The sequence below is a fragment of the Cupriavidus ulmosensis genome, from assembly GCF_977008105.1.
Window position 1 is genome coordinate 1,326,957 of sequence record NZ_CDRMWP010000001.1, and the last position, 26,436, is coordinate 1,353,392.

General features: G+C 69.8%; 21 protein-coding genes and 1 riboswitch. Of the genes, 7 read left to right on the forward strand and 14 right to left on the reverse strand.

What is annotated here, in order from left to right; translation table 11 throughout:
* Positions 1-13 precede the first annotated feature (13 nt).
* The gene (locus ACWTPI_RS06085; protein WP_029043610.1) at positions 14-259 is read right to left on the reverse strand and encodes a hypothetical protein; all 246 of its coding nucleotides are present in this window, start codon (positions 257-259) and stop codon (positions 14-16) included.
* 520 nt (positions 260-779) lie between these two features.
* Here ACWTPI_RS06085 and ACWTPI_RS06090 point away from each other — a divergent pair.
* Positions 780-2,957 carry a TonB-dependent receptor gene (locus tag ACWTPI_RS06090; protein ID WP_454731198.1) on the forward strand — a complete coding sequence of 726 codons (2,178 nt, stop codon included), beginning with the start codon at positions 780-782 and terminating at the stop codon, positions 2,955-2,957.
* A gap of 144 nt (positions 2,958-3,101) precedes the next feature.
* Here the strand turns inward: ACWTPI_RS06090 and ACWTPI_RS06095 are convergent, their stop codons facing one another.
* The 5 genes from ACWTPI_RS06095 to ACWTPI_RS06115 all read right to left on the reverse strand — a co-directional run bounded on the left by ACWTPI_RS06095 (position 3,102) and on the right by ACWTPI_RS06115 (position 8,227).
* Positions 3,102-4,187, reverse strand: a complete 1,086-nt coding sequence (locus ACWTPI_RS06095; protein WP_059413009.1) for a porin — start codon at positions 4,185-4,187, stop codon at positions 3,102-3,104.
* 207 nt (positions 4,188-4,394) lie between these two features.
* Positions 4,395-4,913 (reverse strand): 2-oxo-4-hydroxy-4-carboxy-5-ureidoimidazoline decarboxylase, encoded by a 519-nt coding sequence (gene uraD / locus ACWTPI_RS06100; RefSeq protein ID WP_020203009.1) that lies wholly within the window; start codon positions 4,911-4,913, stop codon positions 4,395-4,397.
* Positions 4,910-5,869 (reverse strand): allantoinase PuuE, encoded by a 960-nt coding sequence (gene puuE / locus ACWTPI_RS06105; RefSeq protein ID WP_454731199.1) that lies wholly within the window; start codon positions 5,867-5,869, stop codon positions 4,910-4,912. Before puuE ends, uraD begins: the two co-directional genes overlap by 4 nt.
* Before the next feature lie 64 nt (positions 5,870-5,933).
* Positions 5,934-7,340: a nucleobase:cation symporter-2 family protein gene (locus ACWTPI_RS06110; RefSeq protein ID WP_454731200.1), complete on the reverse strand. Its 1,407-nt coding sequence runs from the start codon at positions 7,338-7,340 to the stop codon at positions 5,934-5,936.
* Between the two features lie 146 nt (positions 7,341-7,486).
* A complete protein-coding gene (locus ACWTPI_RS06115; RefSeq protein WP_059413006.1) occupies positions 7,487-8,227 on the reverse strand; it encodes a GntR family transcriptional regulator in 741 nt (246 codons plus the stop codon).
* Between the two features lie 323 nt (positions 8,228-8,550).
* Here ACWTPI_RS06115 and uraH point away from each other — a divergent pair, with 323 nt between their 5' ends.
* The 3 genes from uraH (at position 8,551) to ACWTPI_RS06130 (ending at position 11,214) form a co-directional block, all read left to right on the forward strand.
* Positions 8,551-8,904 carry a hydroxyisourate hydrolase gene (gene uraH / locus ACWTPI_RS06120; protein ID WP_454731201.1) on the forward strand — a complete coding sequence of 118 codons (354 nt, stop codon included), beginning with the start codon at positions 8,551-8,553 and terminating at the stop codon, positions 8,902-8,904.
* A gap of 30 nt (positions 8,905-8,934) precedes the next feature.
* Positions 8,935-10,140 carry a urate hydroxylase PuuD gene (locus tag ACWTPI_RS06125; RefSeq protein ID WP_020203014.1) on the forward strand — a complete coding sequence of 402 codons (1,206 nt, stop codon included), beginning with the start codon at positions 8,935-8,937 and terminating at the stop codon, positions 10,138-10,140.
* A 273-nt stretch (positions 10,141-10,413) separates the two neighbouring features.
* The gene (locus ACWTPI_RS06130; protein ID WP_454731202.1) at positions 10,414-11,214 is read left to right on the forward strand and encodes an NADPH-dependent F420 reductase; all 801 of its coding nucleotides are present in this window, start codon (positions 10,414-10,416) and stop codon (positions 11,212-11,214) included.
* 19 nt (positions 11,215-11,233) lie between these two features.
* Here ACWTPI_RS06130 and ACWTPI_RS06135 read toward each other — a convergent pair whose 3' ends face one another.
* From ACWTPI_RS06135 to xdhA, 8 genes are all read right to left on the reverse strand, one after another.
* The gene (locus ACWTPI_RS06135) at positions 11,234-11,809 is read right to left on the reverse strand and encodes a TMEM165/GDT1 family protein (protein WP_029043615.1); all 576 of its coding nucleotides are present in this window, start codon (positions 11,807-11,809) and stop codon (positions 11,234-11,236) included.
* An 86-nt stretch (positions 11,810-11,895) separates the two neighbouring features.
* A riboswitch (yybP-ykoY riboswitch) is annotated at positions 11,896-12,054 on the reverse strand.
* An 86-nt stretch (positions 12,055-12,140) separates the two neighbouring features.
* Positions 12,141-12,899, reverse strand: a complete 759-nt coding sequence (locus ACWTPI_RS06140) for an SAM-dependent methyltransferase (RefSeq protein WP_454731203.1) — start codon at positions 12,897-12,899, stop codon at positions 12,141-12,143.
* Between the two features lie 81 nt (positions 12,900-12,980).
* A complete protein-coding gene (locus tag ACWTPI_RS06145) occupies positions 12,981-14,081 on the reverse strand; it encodes a fatty acid desaturase (RefSeq protein WP_020203018.1) in 1,101 nt (366 codons plus the stop codon).
* A 208-nt stretch (positions 14,082-14,289) separates the two neighbouring features.
* Positions 14,290-15,621 (reverse strand): guanine deaminase, encoded by a 1,332-nt coding sequence (gene guaD, locus ACWTPI_RS06150; RefSeq protein WP_059413002.1) that lies wholly within the window; start codon positions 15,619-15,621, stop codon positions 14,290-14,292.
* Between the two features lie 73 nt (positions 15,622-15,694).
* On the reverse strand, positions 15,695-16,759 hold the full coding sequence (locus ACWTPI_RS06155; RefSeq protein WP_454731204.1) for an adenosine deaminase: 1,065 nt from the start codon (positions 16,757-16,759) through the stop codon (positions 15,695-15,697).
* A complete protein-coding gene (gene xdhC, locus ACWTPI_RS06160) occupies positions 16,756-17,808 on the reverse strand; it encodes a xanthine dehydrogenase accessory protein XdhC (RefSeq protein ID WP_454731205.1) in 1,053 nt (350 codons plus the stop codon). Before xdhC ends, ACWTPI_RS06155 begins: the two co-directional genes overlap by 4 nt.
* Positions 17,809-17,819: 11 nt before the next feature.
* On the reverse strand, positions 17,820-20,186 hold the full coding sequence (gene xdhB / locus ACWTPI_RS06165; protein WP_454731206.1) for a xanthine dehydrogenase molybdopterin binding subunit: 2,367 nt from the start codon (positions 20,184-20,186) through the stop codon (positions 17,820-17,822).
* A 16-nt stretch (positions 20,187-20,202) separates the two neighbouring features.
* Positions 20,203-21,714 (reverse strand): xanthine dehydrogenase small subunit, encoded by a 1,512-nt coding sequence (xdhA, locus tag ACWTPI_RS06170; protein ID WP_454731207.1) that lies wholly within the window; start codon positions 21,712-21,714, stop codon positions 20,203-20,205.
* Positions 21,715-21,920: 206 nt separating this feature from the next.
* Between xdhA and ACWTPI_RS06175 the strand changes: the two genes are divergently transcribed.
* From ACWTPI_RS06175 to ACWTPI_RS06185, 3 genes are all read left to right on the forward strand, one after another.
* The gene (locus ACWTPI_RS06175) at positions 21,921-22,877 is read left to right on the forward strand and encodes a LysR substrate-binding domain-containing protein (RefSeq protein ID WP_020203024.1); all 957 of its coding nucleotides are present in this window, start codon (positions 21,921-21,923) and stop codon (positions 22,875-22,877) included.
* A 191-nt stretch (positions 22,878-23,068) separates the two neighbouring features.
* On the forward strand, positions 23,069-23,683 hold the full coding sequence (locus tag ACWTPI_RS06180) for a DUF4126 domain-containing protein (protein WP_059412998.1): 615 nt from the start codon (positions 23,069-23,071) through the stop codon (positions 23,681-23,683).
* Between the two features lie 95 nt (positions 23,684-23,778).
* On the forward strand, positions 23,779-26,415 hold the full coding sequence (locus ACWTPI_RS06185) for an ABC transporter permease (RefSeq protein ID WP_454731208.1): 2,637 nt from the start codon (positions 23,779-23,781) through the stop codon (positions 26,413-26,415).
* Positions 26,416-26,436 lie beyond the last annotated feature (21 nt).

Sequence of the window (26,436 nt, forward strand, 5' to 3'; positions counted from 1 at the left end):
CTGCCGTCGCGGCCTATTGCAGCAGGTTGTACTGCTCGCGCATCACCACGATGATCGATTTGGCGGCTGCCAGCTTGGTCGGCAGGTGGTCATCGCATTCGCGCGGGAAGTCGACTTCCGCGCTCCAGTTACAGCCGGTGTGGTCGGGCTGGTGCACGCGCATGGCGTGCAGTTCGCATTCGCCGCACTCGGGATTGTTGTTGAGGAACTGGTTCAGGATGGCCATCAACTCCGACCGGGTCTTTGCATCACGCCGCATGAGTCACCTCGTCCGTTGCCGTTTTGTTGCCTGGAACATAAATCTAGGCAGGCATCGGCGTGCTCGCCAATTGAATCGGTCTATTAAACAACGGCTTTCGATCCCGATGACACGGTAGACTGTCTCTATCGCATTGCAACAATCCCGTCGTTGCCGCGGCGTTCTGCCGCAGGCCCGACGCCAGCCTCCCGCCGGAGCGCTCCGCAGCGATGCCTCCCCCCGAAGCCACTTCCCGAGCCGCCGTCCAGGCCCGCGCAGGTCAATTCTTGCGCTCATTGGTGTGGAAATGAAGCGATAATACAAATCAATATCATTTACATTTGACCCGTTGTTCTGAAATAATCCGCCCACACCGTCCAGAACGCCCACGCCGCGTCGTTGCCGCGCGATGGACGCACAGGTTGTCTTGGGTCAGCAACGTGCCCCTCGCGGGCACGCACAGAACATCGGGAGTTTTACCTTGTCTTCAGCTTCACGTGGTTCGCATGTGCCTTGCGCGGCACTGCGCGCTCGCGCCGCCATGCGGCTTGCGCATTCCGGCCGTTTCCTCGCCGCCGCCCGGCTGCGCCCGCTGGTGACGGCGCTGGCCGTGGCCGGCGCCCTGCCTTCCTTCGCGCTGGCGCAGCAGGCGGCCCCGGCGCCCGCCGAGAGCCTGCCGGAAGTGACCGTGCGCGCGCCCGCCGCCGCCGCCGACCAGACGCCGCCGGCCTACGCCGGCGGCCAGGTGGCGCGCGGCGGCCGGCTCGGCATCCTGGGCAACCAGGACATCATGGACGTGCCGTTCAGCGTGACCTCCTACACCGCCGAGCTGATGCAGAACCAGCAGGCGCGCAGCATCGCCGACGTGCTGGCCAACGATCCGGGCGTGCGCAGCAGCTACGGCTTCGGCAACTACTCCGAGTCGTTCGTGGTGCGCGGCTTCCAGCTCACCGGCGACGACATCTCGTACAACGGCCTGTACGGCATCGCGCCGCGCCAGCTGGTGGCGGTGGAGGGGCTGGAGCGGGTCGAGGTGTTCCGCGGCGCGAGCGCGTTCCTCAACGGCGTGACGCCGGGCGGCTCGGGCATCGGCGGCGGCATCAACCTGGTGCCCAAGTTCGCCACCGACGCGCCCATCACCCAGGCCACGCTCGACTACGGCAGCGACGCGCAGGTCGGCGGCCACATCGACATCGGCCGCCGCTTCGGCGAGCAGAAGCAGTTCGGCGTGCGCATCAATGCGCTGGCGCGCGGCGGCGACACGCCGGTCGACCGCGAGAACCGGCAGCAGCGCCTGTTTACCGCCGGGCTCGACTACCAGGGCGACAAGGTGCGCCTGTCGGCCGACGTTGGCTACCAGAAGCAGAGCATCTACGGCGGCCGCTCGATCGTCCAGCTCAACGGCACCACCTTGCCCACGGTGCCGTCGGCCAGCGCCAACTACACCCAGCCGTGGGCCAACTCCATGCTGGAGGATACCTACGGCACGCTGCGCGGCGAGGTCGACATCGCGCCGGCCTGGACCGTCTACGCGGGCCTGGGCGCACACCACACCAACGAGTTCGGCAACTACTCCACGCCCACCGTGGACGGCAACGGCATCGGCACCGCCGGGCGCCTGACCGTGCCGTACAAGGCCGACACCACCTCGGAAGAGGTCGGCGTGCGCGGCCGCTTCGAGACCGGCCCGGTCAAGCACCAGGTCAACCTGGCGTGGTCGGGCATGCAGACCAAGAAGAACACCGCCTACGACTTCGGCTCGTCGGTGCCGGCCAACCTGTACGACTTCGTCTCGGCACCGCGCCCCGGCACCATCCTGGTCGGCGGCAACATGACCGATCCCGGCACCACCGGCCGCACCAACCTGAGCAGCGTGGCGGTGTCGGACACGCTGTCGTTCCTGCAGGACCGCGTGCTGCTCACGCTCGGCGTGCGCCAGCAGAACCTCAGCGTGCGCGGCTACAGCTACGACGGCCCGCAGACCAGCGACTACAACCGTTCGGCGACCTCGCCCGCGTTCGGCCTGGTGGTCAAGCCGTGGCGCAACATCTCGCTGTACGCCAACCACATCGAAGGCCTGGCGCAGGGGCCCACGCCGCCGACCACGGTGATCAACCGCAACGACGTGTTCGCGCCGATCAAGTCCAAGCAGGACGAGGCCGGCGTCAAGTGGGACAGCGGCAAGTTCGGCGCCACGCTGGCGGTGTACCAGATCAAGCAGCCGGTCGGCGTGACCGACGCGGCCAGCAACACCTTCGGCATGGCCGGCGAGCAGCGCAACCGCGGCGTCGAGCTGAGCGGCTTCGGCGAGCCGCTGCCCGGCGTGCGCGTGCTGGCCGGCATGGCCTACATCGACGCCAAGCTGACCAACACCGAGAACGGCGCCAACAACGGCAACAAGGCCATCGGCGTGCCGAACTACACGCTGAACCTCGGCGCGGAATGGGACCTGCCGTGGCTGGCCGGCGCCACCGTGACGGGCCGCTACCTGTACACCGGGCGCCAGTACCTCGATGCCGCCAACGCCGTGAGCATTCCGTCCTGGAACCGCTTCGACCTCGGCGCGCGCTATACCTTCAAGGCCGCGCAGCAGCGCTACACGGTGCGCGCGCTGGTCGAGAACGTGGCCAACAAGGCGTACTGGGCTTCGACCTACGGCGGCTACCTGCTGCAGGGCGCGCCGCGCACGTTCAAGGTGGCGATGACGGTGGATTTCTGAGGCGAGAAAAACCCGCCACGAGGGCGGGTCGGCTTGCTGACGGAGTCAGCCTGCTGCTGGTGGCCGCCCCTCTCCCATTGCATGGGAGAGGGGCGCGAACTTCCGGCAATCCGGCCCGCCGCCAAGGCGGGTTTTTTCTTGCCTTCAGAACTTGTGCCGCACGCCCACGCCGAACGTGTCGCCGTGCGACAGGTCGGTGATCTTGTCGTAGAAGTACGCCGCGTAGACGTCGGTGCGCTTGGACAGGTTGTAGTCGTAGGCGAGCGCCACCGTGTTGCGCTTGAAGTCCGCGACCGAGTTCTTGGTCTTATCGTAGGCGTAGGACGCCAGCACGCTGCCCGCGCCGATCGGCACCGACACGCCGACCTGGCCGTTGTAGTGCTTGATGTCGCCGTTGGGGTTGTTGTTGATGTCGGACTTGATGTACTGCCCCTGCGCGAACACCTTCACCACCTGGAAGTCGTAGCTCAGGCCGGCCTGCACGGCGTTCTGCTTGCTGAAGCCGACCAGCAGCGGGCTGGACGACGCGGTGACGTCGCCCGGCGTGCTGTCGAACTTCACCTGCTGGAAGGCCAGCGTGGCGGCGAGCGGGCCGTTGAAGTAGGTCAGGTTGCCGCCCCACTTGTTCTGGCCGATCGAGCCGACCTTCTCGCCGAACGAGTAGATCACGTTGGCGGTCAGGCCGCCGATGGTCGGGGTGGAGTACAGCACCGAGTTGTTCCAGCCCGAGTCGCCGATGATGCCAGGGTCGTTCACGCGCGCGTTGGACGCGCCGAAGTAGGTGTGGAACACCATCGGCGAGAACACGTAGGAGTCGATCAGCGGGTTGAACAGGATGGTCGACACGAAGTACGGCGTGGTGTTGCGGCCCAGCTTGACCGAACCCAGCTTGTCGCTCTGCAGGCCGACGAAGGCGTTGCGGCTGAACATCGAGTCGCCGTCGAAGCGGCCCGAGCGGCCGCCGTCGGTGCGGAAGAAGCCGTTCAGGTCGAACACGGCCTTGGTGCCGCCGCCGAGGTCCTCGGTGCCCTTGATGCCCCAGTACGAGGTCTGCATGCCACCCGAGTCCGCGACCCAGGCGCGCCCGGCCGAGCCCACGCCCTTGGTGCCGCCGACGAACATGTCGGCCTGGCCGTACAGCGTGACGCTGGACTGCGCGGCGGCGGCGCCGCTGACGAGGGCGGCAGCCACCGCCGCCAGCTTGAGTGCCGGCTTGAATTGCTTTTGCATTGGTGATTTCTCCGTGGTTGATCCGTTGCGTGCTTTTGTGTACTGGGTCCCTGACGGGTTCTATTCGTTCTTGGGGCATGCTCCGGCGGTGGCTTCCGCTGGCTCGCGGAACCCCGCCGGATGCTGCCCGGGCGCCTGTGACCGATGTCCTGCAATCGCGTCTTGCAACCGTGTCCTGCAATCGATAAGCAGGCTGCCCATTTCAACTCAGCGGGATACTAAGTCGTCCAGCCGGAACTGCGCAATGCGATGGATCTGATTGATGCATGTTTGCAACTCCGCGGCGGGCTCGTTGCCGACGCGCCGGGCGAATTCGCCGATGATGCCGGCGCGGTCGTAGCCGCGCACCGCGAGGATGAACGGGAAGCCGAACCTCGCGTTGTAGCGGCGGTTGAGATCCTGCAGCCGTTCGAACTCCTCGGCCGAGCACTGGTCGAGGCCCGCGCCGCTCTGCTCGCGCGTCGACTCGGCGGTCAGCTCGCCGCGCACCGCGGCCTTGCCGGCCAGCTCCGGGTGGGCGCGCACCAGCCTGACCTGGGCTTCGCCGCCGGCGCCGTCGACGATGGCGCGCATGGTGTCGGCCAGCGTGGCGATGTCGGCGAACGGGCGTTTGGCGGCGGCCGCCTCGGCCACCCACGGCGAGTGTTCGTAGATGCCGCCGAGCACCTGCACGAAGCCGGCGGCGGGCAGCGCGTTGAGTTGTCCGAGGGTGTAGGTCTGGCTCATGCTTGTGCCTTCGCGCGATAGGGATGGGTCTCGATCCAGTGGCGCGCGATGTCCACGCGCCGGCAGATCCACACCTTGTCGTGGCCCTGCACGTAGTCGAGGAAACGCTGCAGCCCGCGCATGCGGCCCGGGCGGCCCAGCAGGCGGCAGTGCATGCCGACCGACAGCATCTTGGGCTGGTCCAGGCCCTGCGGGTCGCCCTCGGCGTAGAGCACGTCGAAGGCGTCCTTGAGGTACTGGAAGAACTGCTCGCCGGTGTTGAAGCCCTGCGGCGTGGCGAAGCGCATGTCGTTGGAGTCCAGCGTGTAGGGCACCACCAGGTGGGGTTTCTTCTCGCCGCCGCCGGCCTCGACCTCGGTCCAGAACGGCAGGTCGTCGCCGTAGTAGTCCGAGTCGTAGAGCAGGCCGCCGTGCTCCACCACCAGGCGGCGCGTGTTGGGGCTGTCGCGGCCGGTGTACCAGCCCAGCGGCAGCGTGCCGGTCAGCTCCTTGATGATCTGCATGCCGATGCGCATGTGCTCGCGCTCGGTGGCCTCGTCGATGCCCTGGTAGTGGATCCAGCGCCAGCCGTGGCAGGCGATCTCGTGGCCGAGCGCGACGAACGCGCGGGTCAGCTCGGGATGGCGCTGCAGCGCCATCGACACGCCGAAGATCGTGAGCGGCAGGCCGCGCCGCTCGAACTCGCGCAGGATGCGCCACACGCCCGCGCGCGAGCCGTACTCGTACACGCCTTCCATGCTCATGTGGCGGTCCGGGTAGGCCGCCGCGCCGATGATCTCCGAGAGGAACTGCTCGGAGCCGGCGTCGCCGTGCAGCACGTTGTTCTCGCCGCCTTCCTCGTAGTTGAGGACGAACTGCAGCGCGATGCGCGCGCCGCCCGGCCAGCGGGCATGCGGTGGCTGGCCGCCGTATCCGACCAGGTCGCGTGGATAGTTGTTGCTTGTCGTCAGGGTCATGGTGTCTCAGGAAACGGTGCCGGACGCCGCCGGCTCGTAGTGCCGCGCGCTTGTTGCACAGCGCTCATTCGGTGCCGTGCGAATTCGCCGCAGCGTGGCGCATCGCGTCTTCGCGCGACTGCATGCCGTTGAAGAAGAGGTTGAGCAGCACCGCCACGATGGTGCCCAGCACGATGCCGCTGTGCGTGAACGGGTCGGTCCATTTGGGCAGGTACTGGAACAGCGTCGGCGACAGCGTGGGGATCATGCCGAAGCCGATCGAGATGGCGACGATGAACAGGTTGTGGCGGTTGCGGTTGAAGTCGCACGAGCCGAGGATGCGGATGCCGGTGGCCGCCACCATGCCGAACATCACGATGCCCGCGCCGCCCAGCACGAACTGCGGCACCGAGGCCACGATGTGGGCCATCTTGGGGAACAGCCCCAGCGCGATCAGGATGACGCCGCCGGCCGCGGCCACGTAGCGCGAGCGCACGCCCGTCACCGTGACCAGGCCCACGTTCTGCGAGAACGAGGTGTACGGGAAGGTGTTGAACACGCCGCCGATCACGGTGCCCAGGCCGTCGGCGCGCAGGCCGCGCGTGAGGTCGTCGTTGGACAGGCGCTTGCCGGTGATGTCCGCCAGCGCGAGGAACATGCCGGTGGACTCCACCAGCGTGATCAGCATCACCACGCACATCGACAGCGTGGCCGCGAGGTCGAAGCTGGGCATGCCGAAATGCAGCGGCGTGATGAAGGCGACCATGCTGGCCTCGCGCACGCCGTCGAACGACACCTTGCCCAGCGCCATCGCCACCAGCGTGCCGGCCACGATGCCCAGCAGCACCGCGCAGTTCGACACCAGGCCGCGGCCGTATTTGCTCAGCAGCAGGATCACCGCCAGCACCAGCCCGGCGATGCCGAGCGCGCCGAGGTCGCCGTAGGCGAGGTTGGGCACTTCCTTGACCACGCCGTCGATCACCGCGCGCGTGGTGGGCTGGCCGCCGCCGGCCCAGTTGATGCCCACGCGCATCAGCGACACGCCGATCAGCGTGATCACCGTGCCCGTCACCACGGGTGGGAACAGGCCCAGCATGCGCCCCATCAGCGGCGCCACCAGGATGCCGAACACCCCCGCGGCGATCACCGCGCCGTAGATGCCGAGCAGCCCCACGTTGGGGTCCGAGCCGATCGCGATCATCGGCGCCACCGAGGCGAACGTCACGCCCATCATCACCGGCATGCGGATGCCGAACTTCCAGATGCCGACCGCCTGGATCAGCGTGGCCAGGCCGGCGGCGAACAGGTCGGCGTTGATGAGGAAGGCAAGCTGGTCCTTGGGGAGCTTCAGCGCGCCGCCGATGATCAGCGGCACCGCAACCGTGCCGGCATACATCACCAGTACGTGCTGCAGGCCGAGCGCGAGCAGCCGGCCCGAGGGCAGCCGCTCGTTGGTGAGGTCCGCGGGGACCGTGGTGCTGGCGCTAGTCATGGGTGTCTCTCCTCTCCTTTGGATTTTGATGGGAACGCCGCCGGTGGCTGGCCCTGTTCGTGGTTCCGGCCCGCGCGCATCGTCGGGGACGCGTTCTCTTGAGCAGGAATCGGGCCTTGGCCGCGGGTGGCGGCGGGAACATCGCGCTAGGTGGAGTGGCCCAGCACGCTGCGAAGATCGAAGTTGCCGGGCTCGTCGGGCTGCACGCGGTCGGCGCAGGCGCCGAGATGGTGCGCCATGCGGCGCTGGGCCAGCGCCGCGTCGCCCTGTTCCAGGGCATCGAGGATCTCCTCGTGCTCGTCGAACGAGCAGGCGTTGTTGCCCGGCGCCTCCACGCTGGCGATCATCAGCGTGGTGCGCGACACCAGCCGGCGCATCATCGTGACCAGCAGCGCGTTGCCCGAGAGCTCCGCCAGCGCGGTGTGGAACTCGGCCGACAGGCGGATCCACTTGGGCCGCTCGTGGCCGAGGAAGGCCTGGCGCTCGGCCTCCACCATCTTGCGCAGCGGCGCGATCACGCGCTTGACGTCGCGCAGCGCGGCGAGCTTTTCCAGCACCGCGCGCTCGAGCATCTGGCGCAGCTCGAACATGTCGTGCGCCTCGTCGGTGGACGGGCTGGCGATGAACGCGCCGCGGTTGGGCTCGAGGTCGACCATGCCGTCGGCGGCCAGCCGCGCGAGCACCTTGCGCACGGTGTGGCGCGCGGTGGCATAGATTTCGCAAAGCGAGTGCTCGGTTAGCTTGGTGCGCGGCGGCAGCCGGTGTTCCATGATCGCGTCATAGATCTCGTGATACATGCGCTCCTCGACGGAGCCCTTGCGCGCGGGCTTGATTTCGGCCGGGGCGGCGGCGTCGGCGCCGCCAATCAGCTTGAGACTCTTGGACATCTTGGCACCAGCATATCGGTGAGGAGGAAAGCGGCGCGCTGCGGTGGCCCGGAGGGAAGCCGAGGGAACCGGTGGCGCGCCCCAAAAATTGTTGACAATTATTTGGTTATGCATTCAATATTGTCAACAAAACCGAGCTAGGTTTTCGACAACTCAGGGTAATTCCTGAGTTGCCATCCGGAGTGGTGCGAAGCATCTTCGCCCTGCACCAGTCCAGCGCCGGGATGCGTTATAAATACGTACCGAGCGGGCACCATTCCCACAAATGGTGCTAGTGAAGGCAGCGGCGCCTCTCACAACCCAAAGCCCTAAGGAAGAACAGGATGGGACGCTTGACCACGCATGTACTCGACACCGCAACCGGCAAACCCGGCGCCGGCATGTCGATCACCCTGCATAAAATTGTCGACAATCACAGGGAGGCGCTGAAGACCGTCGTCACCAATCACGACGGCCGCTGCGACCAGCCCCTGCTGGAGGGCGACAGCTTCGCCGCCGGCGTCTACGAGCTCGAGTTCGGCGCCGGCGACTACTTCCGCGCGCAGGGCGCGGCGCTGCCCGAGCCGGCCTTCCTCGACGTGGTGACGCTGCGCTTCGGCATCGCCGACACGGCCGCGCACTACCACGTGCCGCTGCTGGTCTCCCCCTGGTCGTATTCGACCTACCGCGGCAGCTGAGCGCGGGCCAGGCAATACAGGAGACAAGACATGGAAGGCTATATCCTCGACTGGGCCAATCTGCTGCTGCGCTGGGTGCACGTCATCACCGCCATCGCGTGGATCGGTTCCTCGTTCTATTTCGTCTGGCTCGACAACAGCCTGACGCGCCCGCAGGACCCCGAGCTGCAGGAGAAGGGCGTGGGCGGCGAGCTGTGGGCCGTGCACGGCGGCGGCTTCTACAACCCGCAGAAATACCTCACCGCGCCCAGGACGCTGCCGGAGAACCTGCACTGGTTCTACTGGGAGTCCTATTCCACCTGGATGACCGGCTTCGGCCTGCTGGTGGTGCTGTACCTGTTCAACGCCAGCACGTTCCTGATCGACCGCAACGTCTACGACATGTCGCCCGGCGCGGCGGTCGGGCTGGCGCTGTCCTACCTCGCCGCGGGCTGGGTGGTGTACGACTGCATCTGCCGCCTGTTCGGCAAGAGCGACCGCACCGTCGGCGTGCTGGTGGCGGTCTACGTGGCGGTGGCCGCCTACGTGGCGTGCCACGTGTTCTCGGGCCGCGCGGCGTTCCTGCTGACCGGCGCGATGATCGCCACCATCATGAGCGCCAACGTGCTGGTGTGGATCATCCCCGGCCAGCGCAAGGTGGTGGCGGCGCTGCGCAAGGGCGATCCGGTCGACCCGGTGCACGGCAAGCACGCCAAGCAGCGCAGCGTGCACAACACCTACTTCACGCTGCCGGTGCTGTTCGCCATGCTGTCGAACCACTACAGCATGACCTACAGCTACAAGTACAACTGGGCCGTGCTGGTGCTGATCATGCTGGCCGGCGTGCTGATCCGCCAGTTCTTCATCCTCAAGCACAAGGGCAGGATCAACGTGGCGTGGCCCGCCGCCGGCGTGGCCGTGCTCGGCGTGGTCGCGGTCATGATCGCGCCGGTGCCGCGCGAGACCGTGGCCGGCAAGGACGGCGCGGCCGCCGCGCCGGTGAGCTTCGCCCAGGTGCAGGAGGTCATCAACTCGCGCTGCATCCAGTGCCACGCCGCGTCGCCCAAGCTGATGCCCAGCGCCGCCAAGGGCATCAAGCTCGATACCGCCGACGAGATCAAGGCGCACGCGCAGCTGATCTACCAGCAGGCCGTGCAGCAGAAGGCCATGCCGCTGGGCAACGTCACGCAGATCACCGACGACGAGCGCGCGCTGCTGGGGCAGTGGTTCGAGGCGGGGGCGAAGACGGCGAATTGATGGGGGGCTGGCCGGCGTGATGCACGCCTGGCCGGGTTTGCCGGCATCGCCGGCTTGCCGAAGGTTGCCGGCAATCCAACGGGGCGCAAGCCCCGTTTTCATTTCACCGCCACTACGCCACGATGCGCGCCGCGCCGCCACGCACGCACCATTTTTGGTCTAGAGTGCGAAGGCGGGCCAGCCGTGCCGCCCGTGCCACGCGCTTGCCGGGCACTGGCGGCGCGGTGCCTGCCATGAGTCGCCCCCTGTGGTTCTCGAACTCAGGAGTCAGATATGTCTCGTCCCGATAGTCAGGCCACCACCACCGTGGCGCATGCCGTGGCCGACCGGCGCCGCCGTTTGCTGCTGGGCGGCTCGGGTGCCGCCCTGGCGGCGCTGGCGCTGGGCCTGCGTCCCGCGCGCGCGCGGGCGCAGGGCAATGCCGGCCCGGCGCGCATCGGCGTGATCGGTTCCGGCAACATCGGCGGCACCATCGGCGGACTGTGGGTGCGGGCCGGCCACCCGGTGCTGTTTTCCTCGCGCCACCCGGACGCGCTCAAGCCGCTGGTGGACAAGCTCGGCCCGCTCGCGCGCGCCGGCACCGTGGCCGACGCGCTGGCGTTCGCCGACGTGATCTTCCTGGCCGTGCCTTACAAGGCGCTGCCCGAGCTGGCCGAGCAGAACGGCAACGCCTTCGGCGGCAAGGTGGTGGTGGACGCGACCAACGCGGTGCGCGCGCGCGACGGCGCCATCGCCGACGAGGCGGCCGGCAACGGCATCGGCATCACCACGGCGAAGTACCTGCGCGGCGCGCGCGTGGTGCGCGCGTTCAACTTCACGGGCGCGGCCGAGTTCGCGCGGGAGAGTCACCGCGCGGGCGGGCTGCTGGCGGTGCCGATCGCCGCGGATGACGCGCAGGCCCTGCGCGTCGGCGCGCAGCTCGTGCGCGACGCCGGCTTCGAGCCGGTGGTGGTGGGCCCGCTGGCCACCGCGAACAGCTTTGCGCCGGGCGGCCCGCTGTTCCGCCAGATGGGCTCGGCCGACGAGCTGCGCGCGCGCATCGCGCAGGTGCTCGGCAGGCCGGCGCCGCAATAGCGCCGGCGGCGCGGCGCGCTCAGGCGCCCACGCCCAGCAGCGCAAGCACGCCCAGCACCAGGAAGATCGCCGCGGCGATCTTGTGCACCAGCGCGATCGGCATCTTGTTGGCGAAGCGGTCGCCGAGCAGCACGGCGGGCGCGTTGGCCAGCATCATGCCGAAGGTGGTGCCGGCCACCACGCCGATCACCTCGCCGCTGAAGCGCGCCGCCAGCGCCACGGTGGCGATCTGCGTCTTGTCGCCCATCTCCGCGAAGAAGAAGGCCACGATGGTGGTGCCGAGGATGCCGAGCGCGCCCTTGGCCGGCTTGCCCTGCTCGGCGTCGTCGAGCTTGTCGGGGATCAGCATCCAGCCGGCCATCGCGATGAAGCCCGCGCCGAGGATCCAGCGCAGCACGTCGGCGCCGAGCACGTGCGTGATCCAGCCGCCGAGCGCGCCGGCAAAACCGTGGTTGACGATGGTGGCGATGAAGATGCCGAGGATGATGGGCAGCGGCTTGCGGTAGCGGGCTGCGAGCACGAGCGACAGCAACTGGGTCTTGTCGCCCATTTCAGCAAGGGCGACGATGCCTGTGGAGACGAGGAAGGCTTCCATTCTTTTGTGGGTGTGTCCGGGCCGATGCATCGCGAGATGCCAATGACACGCACCTTTCCCGGCCCGGCCAGAAAGGTGATGTCATCGGTCTCGCCAGGCCCTGGAAGCAGGCCGCAGGCCCGCCCCGGAAGCTGCGCACGCCATAACCGCAAGCGGTCAAGTCTGTTGACGTGTGCCCCCGTTTTTTCGCATCCCGCGTTGCGCGGGTGGTGAAAACGGGGCGGCTACTCCCCAATGGAAGCCCGCATTATGCCAAGGCGGGCTGTTCTCGTCCAGTCCCTCCGGTCGCGCCGCGCGCCGGAGAAAATCCGTTGCCGATCGCCGCCTCGCGTCACCGCGCCATCAGCGCGAACGCGCCCCAGCCCAGGTATTCACGCGTGTACGTGGCGTAGCGCCCGGGTTCCGAGGCCAGCCCGGCGCGAACATCCTTCGCGAAGTCGTGGTGGGGATTCGCCTCGAGCCATCGGCGCATGGTGAGCCATTTGGCCGCCTCGTACCGGTCCCAGTCGTCCTGGCTTGCCAGCACCATTTCCACGACGTCGTAGCCGAGGTCGCCGAAAGACGCGAGAAGTCCGGGAAGCAGGAGAAAGTCGGAAACCGAGCCGGCGAGGCAGCCCCTGGCGACGTCTTCCGTCGGCGGCAACCGCAGCCAGTACGGTTCGCCGACGAGGATGATCCCCCCGGCGCGCAGGCTCTTCGCCAGAAGCCCGATGGTGCCCGCCACGCCCCCGCCGATCCAGGTGGCGCCGAGGCAGGCCGCCACGTTGGCCTTCTCGTCGGCCTTGTCGTCGGCGACGTAGCCGGCAGCGTCGCCGTGGATGAACCGGACCCGATCGGCGACGCCGAGTTCTTCGGCGCGGAGTTTCGCCTGCCCGGTGAACAACCGGCTCATGTCGATGCCGGTGCCGGTGACTCCGTGGTCGCGGGCCCAGGTGCACAGCATCTCGCCCGAGCCGCTGCCAAGGTCGAGCACACGGGTTCCTGGCGCCATGCGCAGCGCCGCGCCGAGCGTGGCGAGCTTTTCGGGCGAGAACGGGTTATGGATGCGGTGAGCGCTTTCGGTGATGCTGAAGATCCGTGGAATGTCCACCGTGGCGGCTCCTTACGGGTGCGAATGGGATCCGAATCCGGATCCGGATCTGTGCATCACCTTGTGGCGCGGCTGCCCCGCTTACAGCGGCACCGGCGCGTTGTCGCTGGTCTGGCGGCCGCGGAAGTCGGTCCAGCACAGCGCCTTGAAGTCATACAGCTTGCAGCGGCGCGCGGTGCCGAAATACCAGCGCCAGCTGAAGTTCTGGATGATGATGCGGCCCGGCAGGGCCTGCTCCAGCAGCGCCTGGGCGCGCTTGAGGCGGTACAGCGGCACGCTCATGTCGACGTGGTGGGCGGTGTGCTCCATGATGTGGTGCAGCGCCGCGCCGATGCCGTAGCGAAAGCGCAGGTGCACGGTGGTGGAGACGAACGGCTGGGCGCGCGCCCACATCGCCTTGGTGTCGTACCACGCCACGCTGGTGTGGGTGTGGTGCACGTAGAGCACGAAGCCCACGGTCAGGTTCCACACCAGGAACGGCAGCACGAAACCCAGGCCGACCAGTTGCACGGCCGACTGGCCGGTCGCCAGCGCCAGCCACACCAGCGCGCCGATCCAGGCGGCGCCGAACGCGGCCACCAGCACGCAGTCCCACATGAAGATGGCGCGGCGCGTGGGCATCTGGCGGCGGTTCGGGAAGAACATCTTGCACCACCAGATTTCCACCAGGTAGTACAGGCCCGCGCCGAAGCCGGTGCGGTAGATGCGCTCCATCGCGCGGCGCCAGCGCGGCAGCGCCTGGAATTCCTCGAGCGAGTACGGCGCCCACACGAAGTCGAAGCCCTTGAGGTTGGAGTAGCCGTGGTGGACCACGTTGTGGCCCACTTCCCACAGGCTGTAGGGCGTCAGCGACGGCAGGAAGGTCAGGCGCCCGAGCCACTTGTTGAGGCCGCGGCGCGGCGTCAGGCTCTGGTGGCAGGCGTCGTGCCCGATGATGAACAGGCGGGCGATGATGAGGCCCGTCACCACGCCGGCGGCCGTCTTGGCCAGCCAGTGGGAGAGCAGCACCACGGCGGCCAGCGCCGCGGCGAACAGCGCGGTGTCGAGCGCGAACAGCACCAGCGCGCGCGGCGTGCTGCGCGCCGTGATCGGGAGCATCCAGCTGCGGATGACCTTGCGCGGGGGCAGCGGAGCGTCGGGGGAAACCGGTTCGGGAAAGGGAATTTGCTGCGAGACGGTCATGGCACCTTCAGTTGTCGAACGCCTGGAATGGAATTGGGCGATTAGTGGCCGCACGGGCCCGAGATTGCGACAGCTTAGAAGGGATGTATGACGGGGGTGTTGACTGGCGTCAAAAAGAGCATGGCGGCACTCTAAAAGAGTTTCAGGCGGCACTTTTCCGTGCCGTTTGGGGTCGCCACCCCGCTCTGTTCCCCCGGGGTTTGCCGCTTCAGTGCGCCGCGCGCGCCGTGGCGCCGGCTTCCTCGCCCATCACGTAGACCTCGCTCACGGCGCGGTCGTCGCCGAGCATGGCGAAGGCGAACAACTGCTCTTCCAGCGTCTGCGAGCGCTCGCTGCGGCGCGCGATCAGCGGCGTGGCCTGCGGATCGAGCACGATGAAGTCGGCCTCGCAGCCGGGCAGGAAGCTGCCCACGCGCGCGCTCCAGCCGAGCGCGTCGGCGGCGGCGCGGGTGGCGAGGTAGAACATGCGCAGCGCGCTCAGGTGGTAGCCGCCCATGCGCGCGACCTTGTGCGCGGCGTTCATGGTGCGCAGCATCGAGAACGAGGTGCCGCCGCCCACGTCGGTGGCCAGCGTGACGTTGAGGCGGTTGGCGTCGGACTGGTGGAAGTCGTAGAAGCCGCTGCCGAGGAACAGGTTGGAGGTGGGGCAGTGCGCCACCGCGGCGCCGCTGTCGGCCAGGCGGCGGCGGTCGTCCTGGTCCAGGTAGATGGCGTGGCCGTAGAGCGCGCCGGGGCGCAGCAGGCCGTACTGGTCGTAGACGTCGAGGTAGCTGCGCGCCTGCGGGAACAGCTCGGCCACCCATTTCACCTCGTCGCGGTTTTCCGCCACGTGGGTCTGGATGAAGGCGTCCGGGTAAGCCTTGGCGAGTTCGCCGCAGGCAGCCAGCTGCGCTTCGGTGGAGGTCGGCGCGAAGCGCGGCGTGATGGCGTAGGACAGGCGCTTCCTGCCGTGCCAGCGGGACAGCAGGTCGGCCGAGTCGCGCGCGCCGGACTCGGCGGTGTCGCGCAGGAACTCGGGGCAGTTGCGGTCCATCATGACCTTGCCGGTGACCAGGCGCAGGTTGCGGCGCTCGGCCTCGGCGAACAGCGCCTCGGCCGAGGCCTTGTGCACGGTGCTCCAGGCCACCGCGCTGGTGGTGCCGTTGCGCAGCAGTTCGTCGGCGAAGAAGCCGGCCACCGCGGCGGCGTATTCCGGCTCGGCGAAGCGGCGCTCCTCGGGGAAGGTGTAGGTGTCGAGCCAGTGCAGCAGGCCCGGCGAGGGCGAGGCGATGATGTCGGTCTGCGGGTAGTGCACGTGGGTGTCGATGAAGCCCGGCACGATCAGCTTGCCGCGGCGGTCGACGATCTCGGCGCCGGGCGGGATCCGCGCGGCCAGCTCGGCGTAGGCGCCCGCCGCGGCGATGTGCCCGGCGGTGACGATCAGCACGCCGTCTTCCCAGTACTGGTGCGCGTCTTCATGGAACTGGGGGTCGCGCAGGAAATGCAGCACGCGGCCGCGGATGGCGCGGGTGGTGGCGGAAGTCGGGGGGCTGGTCGTCATGGTTGGTGTCTCGTGGTGCGCCGGCGCGCCGCCCGCTCGGGGCCGCGCGCCGGCATCTCGGCATGCGCCGCGCTCAGGCCGGGGCGGCCGGCGCGGCGGCGGGTTCGGCCGCGGGCAGCGGCGCTTGCCAGAAGTGGTCGACTTCGGCGAGGAAGGCGGCCTTCTGCGTGGCGGGCAGGAAGGCCGCCTCGAAACTGTTGCGCGCCAGCGCATGGCCGTCGGCCGCGGTCAGCGGCAGGGCGGCGAAGGTGGCTTCCCAGTTGGCGTTCATGTAGCCGCCGAAATAGGCGGGGTCGTCCGAGTGCAGCGTGACCAGCACGCCGGCGTCGAGCAGGCGCTTGAGCGAGTGGTCGCGCAGGTCCGGGTAGACCTTGAGCTTCTGGTTCGACAGCGGGCACACGGTCAGCGCCACGCGCTCGCGCGCCAGGCGCTCGACCAGCGCGGCATCGTCGATGGCGCGCACGCCGTGGTCGATGCGCTCGACCTTGAGGATGTCGAGCGAGTCGGTGACGTTCTGCGCCGGGCCTTCCTCGCCGGCATGCGCGACCAGCCGCAGGTCGAGCTCGCGGGCGCGCGCGAACACGCGCGCGAACTTCGCCGGCGGGTGGCCTTTTTCGGAGGAGTCGAGCCCCACGCCGATGAAGCGGTCGCGGTAGGGCAGCGCGGCTTCCAGCGTGGCGAAGGCGTCTTCCTCGGACAGGTGGCGCAGGAAGCAGAGGATCAGGCTGCTGGAGAAGTCGAACTGCGTGCGCGCCTGGGCCAGCGCGTCGGAGATGCCGTCGATCACCACGCCGATCGGCACGCCGCGCGCGGTGTGGGTCTGCGGGTCGAAGAAGATCTCGGCGTGGCGCACGTTGTCGGCCACCGCGCGCTGCACGTAGGCCATCGTCATGTCGAAGAAGTCGTCCTCGGTCAGCAGCACGCTGGCGCCGGCGTAGTAGATGTCGAGGAAGGACTGCAGGTCGGTGAAGGCGTAGGCGTCGCGCAGCGCTTCCACGCTGGGATAGGGCAGCTTCACGTGGTTGTGCTGGGCCAGCCGGAAGATCAGCTCGGGCTCGAGCGTGCCTTCGATATGGACGTGCAGCTCCGCCTTGGGGGTCAGGCGGATACGGTCGGCGAGCGCGGCATCGAGCGTCATGGGGTTCCTTTTGCGGTTCTAGTTTGCGTCGTTCCCGCCGCTTCGCCGCCGCGTGCCGCGCTCAGCGCGCCCAGGTGGGCGGCGCGCTGGTCGCGGACCTGCAGCAACTGGGCGACGATGGCAACCGCAATCATAGCCGGAGCCTTGTCGGTGATGCCGGCGATGCCCATCGGGCACGTCATTTCGGCGAAGCGCGCCGGGTCGATGCCGTGCTCGGCCATGCGGTGCTCGAAGCGCGCGCGCTTGGTTTTGGAGCCGATCAGGCCGAAATAGGCGAAGTCGTCGCGGCGCAGGATGCGCTCGCACAGCGTCTGGTCCAGCGCGTGGCTGTGCGTCATCACGAGGAAATAGCTGCCCGCCGGCGCGGCGTCGATCACCGCCTCCGGGGTGTCGGTGGCTTCGGCGCCGACGTTGGCCGGCAGCCCGGCCGGGAACAGGGTGTCGCGCTCGTCCACCCAGTGCACGCGGCACGGCAGGCTGGCCAGCAGCGTGACCAGCGCATGGCCGACGTGGCCGGCGCCGAACAGCACCACCTGCATCTCATCGGGCACCATCACGTCGGTCCAGCCGCCGTGCCGGTCCAGCGTCACCGAGGGCAGCAGCGCCGGCGCCGGCGCATGCCGCACCGGGCCATGCGCGGGCACCGTGCGCGCCAGCGAGCGGCCGGCGGCGAAGGCTTCCTGCACGGCTTCCAGCCACGGCAGGTCGGCCTCGCCGAGCACCTCGAAGGCGAGCCGCACCACGCCGCCGCAGCACTGTCCCAGCGCCGGGCCGAGCGGGATGCGCACCACCTGGCGCGCCGGGCCGCCCGTGTCCGGCGCGGCCCGGGCCGCCAGCATGCCGCGCGCGATCTCCATGCCGCGCCATTCGAGATGGCCGCCGCCGATGGTGCCGACGAGGTCGCCGGCCGTCACCAGCATGCGGATGCCGGCCTCGCGCGGGGCCGAGCCCTTGACCTCGGCGATCGTGACCAGCGCCGCCGGCACGCCGGCGCGCACGCAGCGGATGGCGTCGGCGAAGCGGAAGGGCTTGAGGGGGGCGTCCTGCATGATGTGCCTTCCTACCGGGATGCCGCGGCGCGCACCGCGTCCACCGCGTCGAGGATGGCCTCGCCGGTGGCCGGCGCCGACAGCGGCGGGTTGACGCGGTAGCCGCCCACGCTGGCCACCGCGTCGCGGATGGCGAAGAACACCGAGAACGGCAGCAGCAGCGGCGGCTCGCCGACCGCCTTGGAGCGGTGGATGCTGTCCTCCACGTTGCGGTTGTCGAACAGCCGCACGGTGAAGTTCTCGGGGCAGTCGTTGACGGTCGGGATCTTGTAGGTGGACGGCGCGTGCGTCATCAGCTTGCCGTCCTGGTTCCACCACAGTTCCTCGGTGGTGAGCCAGCCCATGCCCTGGATGAAGGCGCCCTCGACCTGGCCGATGTCGATGGCCGGGTTGAGCGAGCGGCCCGCGTCGTGCAGCACGTCGGCCTGCAGCAGCTTCCATTCGCCGGTCAGCATGTCCACCAGCACCTCGGAGCAGGCCGCGCCGTAGGCGAAGTAATAGAACGGCCGGCCTTGCAGCTTCGACTGGTCCCAGTACAGCTTGGGCGTGGTGTAGAAGCCGTCCGACCACAACTGCACGCGCGCCATGTAGGCCTGGCGGGCCAGCTCGCTGAAGTCCAGGCGCAGCTCGCCGGCCACCACCAGGTCGTCGCCGAAGCTGACCTCGCCGGGTTCCACGCCGGCCTGGCGCGCGGCGAACGCGGCCAGCCGCTCGCGGATCTGGCGCGCGGCGTCCTGCGCGGCCTTGCCGTTCAGGTCCGAGCCGGTGGAGGCAGCGGTGGCCGAGGTGTTGGCCACCTTGCTGGTGTCGGTGGCGGTCACGCGCACGCGCTCCAGGCGGATGCCGAGCTCGTGCGCCACCACCATCGCCACCTTGGTGTTGAGGCCCTGGCCCATCTCGGTGCCGCCGTGGTTCACCAGCACCGAGCCGTCGTTGTACACGTGCACCAGCGCGCCGGCCTGGTTGAAGTGGGCCACGTTGAACGAGATGCCGAACTTCACCGGCGTGATGGCGATGCCCTTCTTGAGCACCGGGCTGGCGGCGTTGAACGCGCGCGTGGCGGCGCGGCGCGCGCGGTAGGCGCTGCTGGCTTCCAGCTCGTCGAGCAGTTCGTGGATGACGTTGTCCTCCACGGTCTGGCCGTAGGGCGTGACGTTGCGCTCGGTCTTGCCGTACAGGTTGGCGCGGCGCACGTCGAGCGCGTCGCGGCCGACGGTGCGCGCCACGTTGTCGAGGATGTACTCGATGGCGAACGCGCCCTGCGGGCCGCCGAAGCCGCGGAACGCGGTGTTGCTCTGCGTGTTGGTCTTGCCGCAGTAGCCGTCGATGCGCACGTCGGGCAGCCAGTAGGCGTTGTCGAAGTGGCAGATCGCGCGCGTCATCACCGGGCCGGACAGGTCGGCCGAGAAGCCGGCGCGCGAGACCATCTCCACGGCCACGCCGTCGAGGCGGCCGTCGGCGTCGTGGCCGACCTCGTAGTCGAACACGAAGTCGTGGCGCTTGCCGGTGATCATCATGTCGTCGTCGCGGTCCGGGCGCAGCTTGACCGGGCACAGCAGCTTCCACGCCGCCAGCGCCGCGCAGCACGCGAAGATCGCCGACTGCGATTCCTTGCCGCCGAAGCCGCCGCCCATGCGCCGGCATTCCACCAGCACCTGGTGCGCGTGCCAGCCCAGCATGTGCGCCACCGCGTGCTGCATCTCGGTCGGATGCTGGGTGGAGCACCATACGTGCATGCCGTCGTTTTCCTTAGGCGCGGCGTAGGCGATCTGGCCTTCCAGGTAGAACTGCTCCTGGCCGCCCAGGCGGATATGGCCGCGCTCGCGGTGCGCGGCCGCGGCGATGCGGCCGGCCGGCTCGCCGCGCGCGAGGTGCATCGGCGGCAGCACGTAGCTGCCGGCCTGGTGCGCGGCCTCGGGCGACAGCACCGGGGGCAGGTCCTCGTATTCGATCGCGCCCAGGCGCGCGGCGCGGCGCGCGGCGTCGTGCGAGGTGGCGACCACCACGAACAGCGGCTGGCCGATGAACTGCACCACGCCGGTGGCCAGGATCGGGTCGTCGTGGAGGATCGGGCCGCAGTCGTTGGTGGCGGGGATGTCGTCGGCGGTCAGCACCGCCACCACGCCGGGCGCGGCGCGCACCTTGTCGAGCGAGACCGACCTGATGCGAGCATGCGCGCGCGTGCTCATGCCGAGCGCGGCGTGCAGCGTGCCGGCCAGCTCGGGGATGTCGTCGGTGTAGGTGGCGGTGCCGGCCACGTGCAGGTGCGCCGATTCGTGCGGGCGCGAGATGCCGACCTGCGGCGTGGCGATGGCGCGGTCGTCGTCGTCGCGTTCGTTCCCGGCGTCGAGCAGGAAGGGTTCGGTTTGCTTGTTCATGGTGCCGGTCCTCCCCTCAGGCGGTGGCCAGGGCCTGGCCGGCGCCCGGCGCGCGGACGTTGACGGCCGCCGCCGGCAGCGCGTCGGCGCGCGTTTCCAGCCAGAAGCGGTAGAGCAGGTTGGCGGCGCCGCGGTTGCGGTAGGCGGCGGTGGCGCGCATGTCGGTGAGCGGGGCGTAGTCCCGCGCCAGCGCGGCCATCGCGGCGCGCGCGGTGGCTTCGGTCCAGGGCTGGCCGAGCAGGGCGGCCTCGGCATGCGCGCCGCGCCTGGGCGTGGCGGCCATGCCGCCGAAGGCCACGCGCGCGTGGGCGATGACGCCGTCGTCGCCGAGCGTGATGGCGAAGGCGGCGCACACCGCGGAAATATCCTCGTCGAAGCGCTTGGACAGCTTGTAGGTGCGGAAATGCCGCGGGCCGGCCAGCGGCACGCGCAGGCCCGCGACGAACTCGCCCTCGGCCATCGCGGTCTTCTGGTAGGCCAGGTAGAGGTCTTCGAGCGGCAGCGCGCGGCGCGCGTCGCCACGCTGCAGCACCACTTCGGTGCCGAGCGCGATCAGCGCGGGCATGGAGTCGCCGATCGGCGAGCCGTTGGCGATATTGCCGCCCAGCGTGCCGGCGTTGCGGATCGGCAGCGAGGCGAAGCGCTTCCACAGCTCGCGCAGGCCGGGGTGGGCCGCTTCCAGCGCGGCGTAGGCGCGCTCCAGCGACACCGCTGCGCCGATCTCGATCATGCCCTCGCTTTCCCGGATGTATTGCAGGTCGGCCACCTGGCCCACGTACAGCAGGTTGCCCAGCTCGCGGAACTGCTTGGTGACCCACAGCCCCACGTCGGTGCTGCCGGCCAGGATGCGCGCGCCGGGCTCGGCGGCCTTGAGCGCGGCGAACGCCGACGCCGTGCGCGGCGCGTAGAAATGCTGGCCGTCGGCGCTGTAGTGGAAGGTGTCGTCGCGGCGCAGCGCGCGCAGGGTTTCGGCGATGTGCCGCGCATCGAGCTTGCCGGCGCGCGGCGCCGGCAGCGCCATCATGCGCTGGCCGGCCTCGACGATGGGGCGGTAGCCGGTGCAGCGGCACAGGTTGCCGGTAAGGGCGTCGCAGATGGCGTCGCGCGCCGGCGCGCGGCCGCTGCCGGCGTCGCCGGCGTGCTGCTGGTAGAGCGCCCACAGCGACATCACGAAGCCGGGCGTGCAGAAGCCGCACTGGGAGCCGTGGCATTCCACCAGCGCCTGCTGCACCGGGTGCAGCGCGCCGTCGGCCTGGCGCAGGTCTTCCACGGTGATGAGCGCGCGGCCGTCCAGCGTGGGCAGGAACTGGATGCAGGCGTTGACCGCCTTGAACTCGACCTCGCCATCCTCGCGCAGCTCGCCCAGCACCACGGTGCAGGCGCCGCAGTCGCCCTCGGCGCAGCCTTCCTTGGTGCCGGTGCAGCGCACGTCCTCGCGCAGGTACTGCAGCACGGTGCGGGTCACGGGCGCGCCGCCGACCTCCCTGACCTGGCCGCGGTGGTAGAAGCGGATGGTTTGCGTCTCCATGATGTCGTCTCTCTTTGCAATGGGGCAAAACATAGCACTCAGGCCGATGATGCAATATTCGGCCCAGGTGATATGCCCCATCAAGGGCGGGAGCGCGTTGCGCCGCCGCCCGGATTGACCGCTGGCGGGGTGCCTGACATACACTATGCGCCGTTCCCATCCCCCACGCCACCGGCCGCCGCGGCGCGCCCCGGCGCCCCCTCGCCATGCACGGACGCGACCATCTCGACACCTATTTGCTGCGTGTGCTGCACACCCTGCTGACCGAGCAGAGCGTGACCCGCACGGCGGTCAAGCTGGGCCAGTCGCAGCCGGCCATCAGCAACACGCTCAAGCGCCTGCGCGAGATCACCGGAGACGCCATCCTGGTGCGCGGCAAGAGCGGCATGGTGCCGACCGAGCGCGGGCGCGAGCTGCTGGCGCTGGCCGAGCAGAGCCTGGCGGCGATGGACCGCATCGCCCGCCCGCCGCAGCATTTCGATGCGGCCACCACCACGCGCACGTTCCACCTGGGCGCGCCCGACTACCTCGACGCCTTTTTCCTGCCCAACATCGTCGAGCGCGTGCGCCGGCTGGCGCCGGGCGCCCGGCTGTTCGTGCACCCGATGACCTCCTCCAGCGACTTCCTCGAAAGCCTGGAGCAGGGCCAGCTCGACATCGTGGTCGGCAACTGGCTGTCGCCGCCCGAGCACCTGCACATCTCGCCGCTGTTCGACGACGAGGTGGTGTGCATGCTCGGCGCCCAGCACCCGCTCGCGCGCAAGGGCCTGACGCTCAAGCACTACCTGGAGATGCCGCACCTGGCGCCGGCGCCGTATGCGTCCATGCAGCGCAGCATGATCGACCAGGCGCTGGCCGAGCAGGGCTACAAGCGCAATATCCAGGTCACGCTGCCGTATTTCGGCCTGGTGCCCTACGTGCTGATGAAGACCGACATGGTCTTCACCACCGGCCGCCAGTTCGCCGCGCACTATTCGCAGTACCTGCCGCTGCGCATGGTGCCGTCGCCGGTGCCGTTCCCGCGCATGCGCTTCTACCAGCTCTGGCACGAGCGCTGCCACGCGGCGCCGGACGTGATGTGGCTGCGGCGCATGATCGCGGAGGTGGCGGCCGAGCTGCCGCAACTGCCGCAGTTGCCCAGGCTCGGGGAAGTGCCGGCCTGATCCGCCGGCGGACGGCCGCATGTGACTGGCATGGCGCTTCCGGCGCTGGCCACGGCCCTGGCCGCGATGGCGGCGGTTGCGCGACATCCGGGCGGCCGGGCGGCCATTCATCGGCCATTCCGGCGGCGCCGTATTACACTGCTTGCAGCGGCCGGCTGCGCGCCTTCCGCCACAGACACGCAAGGAGCCTCATGCTAGAAACGGCCGCGTTGGCCGCGGGCTTGTCCTGGACCAGCGGATTCCGCCTCTATCTGGCCGTGTTCACGGCCGGCGCGCTCGGGCGCCTGGGGCTGCTGCACCTGCCGCCGGGGCTGCAGGTGCTGGAGTCATGGTGGATGATCGCCCTGGCCGCGCTGCTGGCGCTGGCCGAGTTCGTGGCCGACAAGGTGCCCGGCTTCGATTCGTTCTGGGACGGCATCCAGACCTTCATCCGCATTCCCGCCGGCGCGATCCTGGCCGCCGCCGCCTTCGGCCAGCTCGATCCGCAATGGGTGATGGCCGCGGGGCTGGCCGGCGGCACGCTGGCGGGCACCGCGCACGCGGCCAAGGCCGGCACGCGCGCGCTGATCAACGTCTCGCCGGAACCGTTTTCGAACTGGGCTGCCTCACTGAGCGAGGACGTCGCCGCCAGCGGCGGCCTGCTGCTGGCCTTCTTCCTGCCGGTGGCGTTCCTGGTGGTGCTGGCGCTGCTGCTGGTGGTGGCGATCTGGCTGCTGCCCAGGCTGTGGCGCGGCCTGCGCCGGCTGCGCCAGGCGCTGGGGCGGGGCGAGCCCGCCGTCGCGGCGCGCCGGCTGCCGCGGCGCTAGCGCCCAAGCCGGATTCATTGCCTTCACATCTTCACCGGACAACCGGCGGCCTGCCTGGCGGGCCGCTTCAACGCATGTGCACGGATAACTGACTGATGCCTTCCGAACTGGATTCGGCCGCCGGGATCGCCGGCGCTTTCCCTGCCGCCGCGGCGGCGCCCACGGCCCGCTTCTCCCCGTGGCGCCAGGCCCTGCGCATGGCGCGGCGCGACTGGCGCGCCGGCGAGCTGTACCTGCTGCTGTTCGCGCTGGTGCTGGCGGTGGCGGCGCTGAGCAGCGTGGGTTTCCTGGCCGACCGCATGCGGCTGGGGCTGGAGCGCGACGCGCGCCAGATGATCGCCGCCGACGTGCTGATCGTGAGCGACCAGCCGTTCGACGCGGCCTTCGCCGCCCGCGCCGCGCAGGCCGGGCTGGCCACCGCGCAGACCGTCACCTTTCCCAGCATGGCCACCGCGCACCGGGCCGGGCAGCAGACCACGGCCGCCGGCGCTTCGGCCGCGGCGGCGGAGCCGCCTTCGCAGCTGGCCGCGCTCAAGGCGGTCGGCCAGGGCTACCCGCTGCGCGGGCAGGTCAAGGTGGCCGGCGCGCGCGGCGGCCCGGAAGTGGCCGCCGCGGGCATCCCGGCGCCCGGCACGGTGTGGGTCGACGAGGCGCTGCTCGATTCGCTCGGCTTGTCGCTGGGCGACACCATCCAGCTCGGCAGCCGCGGCTTTCGCATCGAGCGCATCGTCACGCAGGAGCTCGACCGCGGCGCCGGCTTCATGAACTTCGCGCCGCGCGTGATGCTGCCGCTGTCGGACCTGGATGCCACCGGGCTGGTGGGCTGGGGCAGCCGCGTGACCTACCGCCTGCTGGTGGCGGGCCCCGACGCGGCCGGCCAGGCCTACCAGCGCTGGGCCGAGGCCGAGATCGGCCGGCGCGGGCTGCGCAACACGCGCGTGGAGTCGCTCGAGTCCGGCCAGCCGCAGATGCGCGCCACGCTGGACCGCGCCGAGCGTTTCCTGTCGCTGGTGGCGGTGCTGTCGGCGATGATCGCGGCGGTGGCCATCGCCATGTCCGCGCGCCGCTACATGCAGCGCCATACCGACGCCTGCGCGGTGTACAAGTGCATGGGCCTGTCGCGCCGCGAGATCCTGCTGGCCTTCACGCTGGAATTCCTGCTGCTGGGCATCGGCGGCGCGGTGGCCGGCGTGGTGCTGGGCTACCTGGCGCACTACGGCCTGCTGCTGTCGCTGGGCAACCTGCTGACCGTGACGCTGCCGCAGCCGTCGCTGGTGCCGGCGCTGGTGGGCCTGCTGGCCGGCATGGTGCTGCTGGCGGGCTTCGCGCTGCCGCCGCTGCTGGCGCTCACGCGCGTGCCGCCGCTGCGCGTGCTGCGGCGCGACCTGGGCGCGCCGCCGGTGTCCACGTGGGTGGCCTACGGGCTCGGCCTGGGCGCCTTCGTGGCGCTGCTGCTGGTGGCCGCGCGCGACCTCAAGCTGGGCCTGACCACCGCGGGCGGCTTTCTCGGCGCCGGCGTGGCCTTCGCGCTGCTGGCGCTGGGCCTGCTGAGCCTGCTGGCGCGCCTGATGCGCGGGCGCAAGCCGGGGCGCGGCAGCGTGGGCTGGCGCTTCGCGCTGGCGGTGCTGGAGCGGCGCCGCGCGGTGACGGTGCTGCAGACCGTGGCGCTGGCGGTGGGCCTGATGGCGCTGCTGCTGCTGGGCATGACCCGCAACGACCTGATCGCCTCGTGGCGCAACGCCACGCCGGCGGACGCGCCCAACCGCTTCATCATCAACATCCAGCCCGACCAGCGCGCGCCGCTGGCCGGCATGCTCGCGCACGCCGGCATCGCCGACCTGCTGTACCCGATGGTGCGCGGGCGCCTGACGCACATCGGCGGCCAGCCGGTGCAGGCCGGGCAGTACCCGGACGGGCGCGCGCGTAACCTGGTCGAGCGCGAGTTCAACCTGTCGTACACCGACCGGCTGCCCGAGGGCAACCGCGTGGTCGCCGGCCGCTGGCTGGCCGCCGGCGGCGGCGAGGCCGGCGCGTCGGTGGAGGAGGGCATCGCGAAGACGCTCGGCATCCACCTGGGCGACACGCTGCGCTTCGACGTGGCGGGGCAGCCGGTGGAGGCGCCGGTGACGTCGCTGCGCAAGCTGGACTGGGGCTCGATGCGGGTGAACTTCTTCGTCATCCTGCCGCCGGCGGCCATGAAGGGCATGCCCGAGACCTACATCACCGCGTTCCACCTGCCCGCGCCGCAGGCGGCGCTGGGCAACCGGCTGGTGGCGGCCTTCCCCAACATCACGGTGGTCAACACCGACCTGATCCTGCGCCAGATCCAGGAAGTGCTCGACCAGGTCATCGCCGCGGTGGAATTCCTGTTCGTGTTCACGCTGGCGGCCGGCGTGACGGTGCTTTACGCGGCGCTTTCCGGTTCACGCGACGAGCGCAAGCGCGACGCCGGCCTGCTCAAGGCGCTGGGCGCCTCGGCCGCGGTGGTGCGGCAGACGCAGTACACCGAGTTCCTGGTGGTGGGCGGCCTGGCGGGGCTGCTGGCCAGCCTGGGCGCGATCGCGGTGGGCTGGGGCCTGTCGCAGTTCGTGTTCGATTTCCCGTACCGCTTCAACGGCTGGATCGTGCCGGCCGGCGTGCTTTCTGGCATGCTGTGCGCTTTTGCGGGGGGCTGGCTGGGTTTGCGCGAGGTGCTGCGGCAGCCCGCGCTGGCCACGCTGCGCGACGCCTGAGCGGCCTTCGCATGCCTTCCG

Coding starts and splice junctions, on each gene's coding strand:
- ACWTPI_RS06085 (WP_029043610.1), bottom strand. CDS start 259: ATGCGGCGTGATGCAAAGACCCGGTCGGAGTTGATGGCCATCCTGAAC.
- ACWTPI_RS06090 (WP_454731198.1), top strand. CDS start 780: ATGCGGCTTGCGCATTCCGGCCGTTTCCTCGCCGCCGCCCGGCTGCGC.
- ACWTPI_RS06095 (WP_059413009.1), bottom strand. CDS start 4,187: ATGCAAAAGCAATTCAAGCCGGCACTCAAGCTGGCGGCGGTGGCTGCC.
- uraD (WP_020203009.1), bottom strand. CDS start 4,913: ATGAGCCAGACCTACACCCTCGGACAACTCAACGCGCTGCCCGCCGCC.
- puuE (WP_454731199.1), bottom strand. CDS start 5,869: ATGACCCTGACGACAAGCAACAACTATCCACGCGACCTGGTCGGATAC.
- ACWTPI_RS06110 (WP_454731200.1), bottom strand. CDS start 7,340: ATGACTAGCGCCAGCACCACGGTCCCCGCGGACCTCACCAACGAGCGG.
- ACWTPI_RS06115 (WP_059413006.1), bottom strand. CDS start 8,227: ATGTCCAAGAGTCTCAAGCTGATTGGCGGCGCCGACGCCGCCGCCCCG.
- uraH (WP_454731201.1), top strand. CDS start 8,551: ATGGGACGCTTGACCACGCATGTACTCGACACCGCAACCGGCAAACCC.
- ACWTPI_RS06125 (WP_020203014.1), top strand. CDS start 8,935: ATGGAAGGCTATATCCTCGACTGGGCCAATCTGCTGCTGCGCTGGGTG.
- ACWTPI_RS06130 (WP_454731202.1), top strand. CDS start 10,414: ATGTCTCGTCCCGATAGTCAGGCCACCACCACCGTGGCGCATGCCGTG.
- ACWTPI_RS06135 (WP_029043615.1), bottom strand. CDS start 11,809: ATGGAAGCCTTCCTCGTCTCCACAGGCATCGTCGCCCTTGCTGAAATG.
- ACWTPI_RS06145 (WP_020203018.1), bottom strand. CDS start 14,081: ATGACCGTCTCGCAGCAAATTCCCTTTCCCGAACCGGTTTCCCCCGAC.
- guaD (WP_059413002.1), bottom strand. CDS start 15,621: ATGACGACCAGCCCCCCGACTTCCGCCACCACCCGCGCCATCCGCGGC.
- ACWTPI_RS06155 (WP_454731204.1), bottom strand. CDS start 16,759: ATGACGCTCGATGCCGCGCTCGCCGACCGTATCCGCCTGACCCCCAAG.
- xdhC (WP_454731205.1), bottom strand. CDS start 17,808: ATGCAGGACGCCCCCCTCAAGCCCTTCCGCTTCGCCGACGCCATCCGC.
- xdhB (WP_454731206.1), bottom strand. CDS start 20,186: ATGAACAAGCAAACCGAACCCTTCCTGCTCGACGCCGGGAACGAACGC.
- xdhA (WP_454731207.1), bottom strand. CDS start 21,714: ATGGAGACGCAAACCATCCGCTTCTACCACCGCGGCCAGGTCAGGGAG.
- ACWTPI_RS06175 (WP_020203024.1), top strand. CDS start 21,921: ATGCACGGACGCGACCATCTCGACACCTATTTGCTGCGTGTGCTGCAC.
- ACWTPI_RS06180 (WP_059412998.1), top strand. CDS start 23,069: ATGCTAGAAACGGCCGCGTTGGCCGCGGGCTTGTCCTGGACCAGCGGA.
- ACWTPI_RS06185 (WP_454731208.1), top strand. CDS start 23,779: ATGCCTTCCGAACTGGATTCGGCCGCCGGGATCGCCGGCGCTTTCCCT.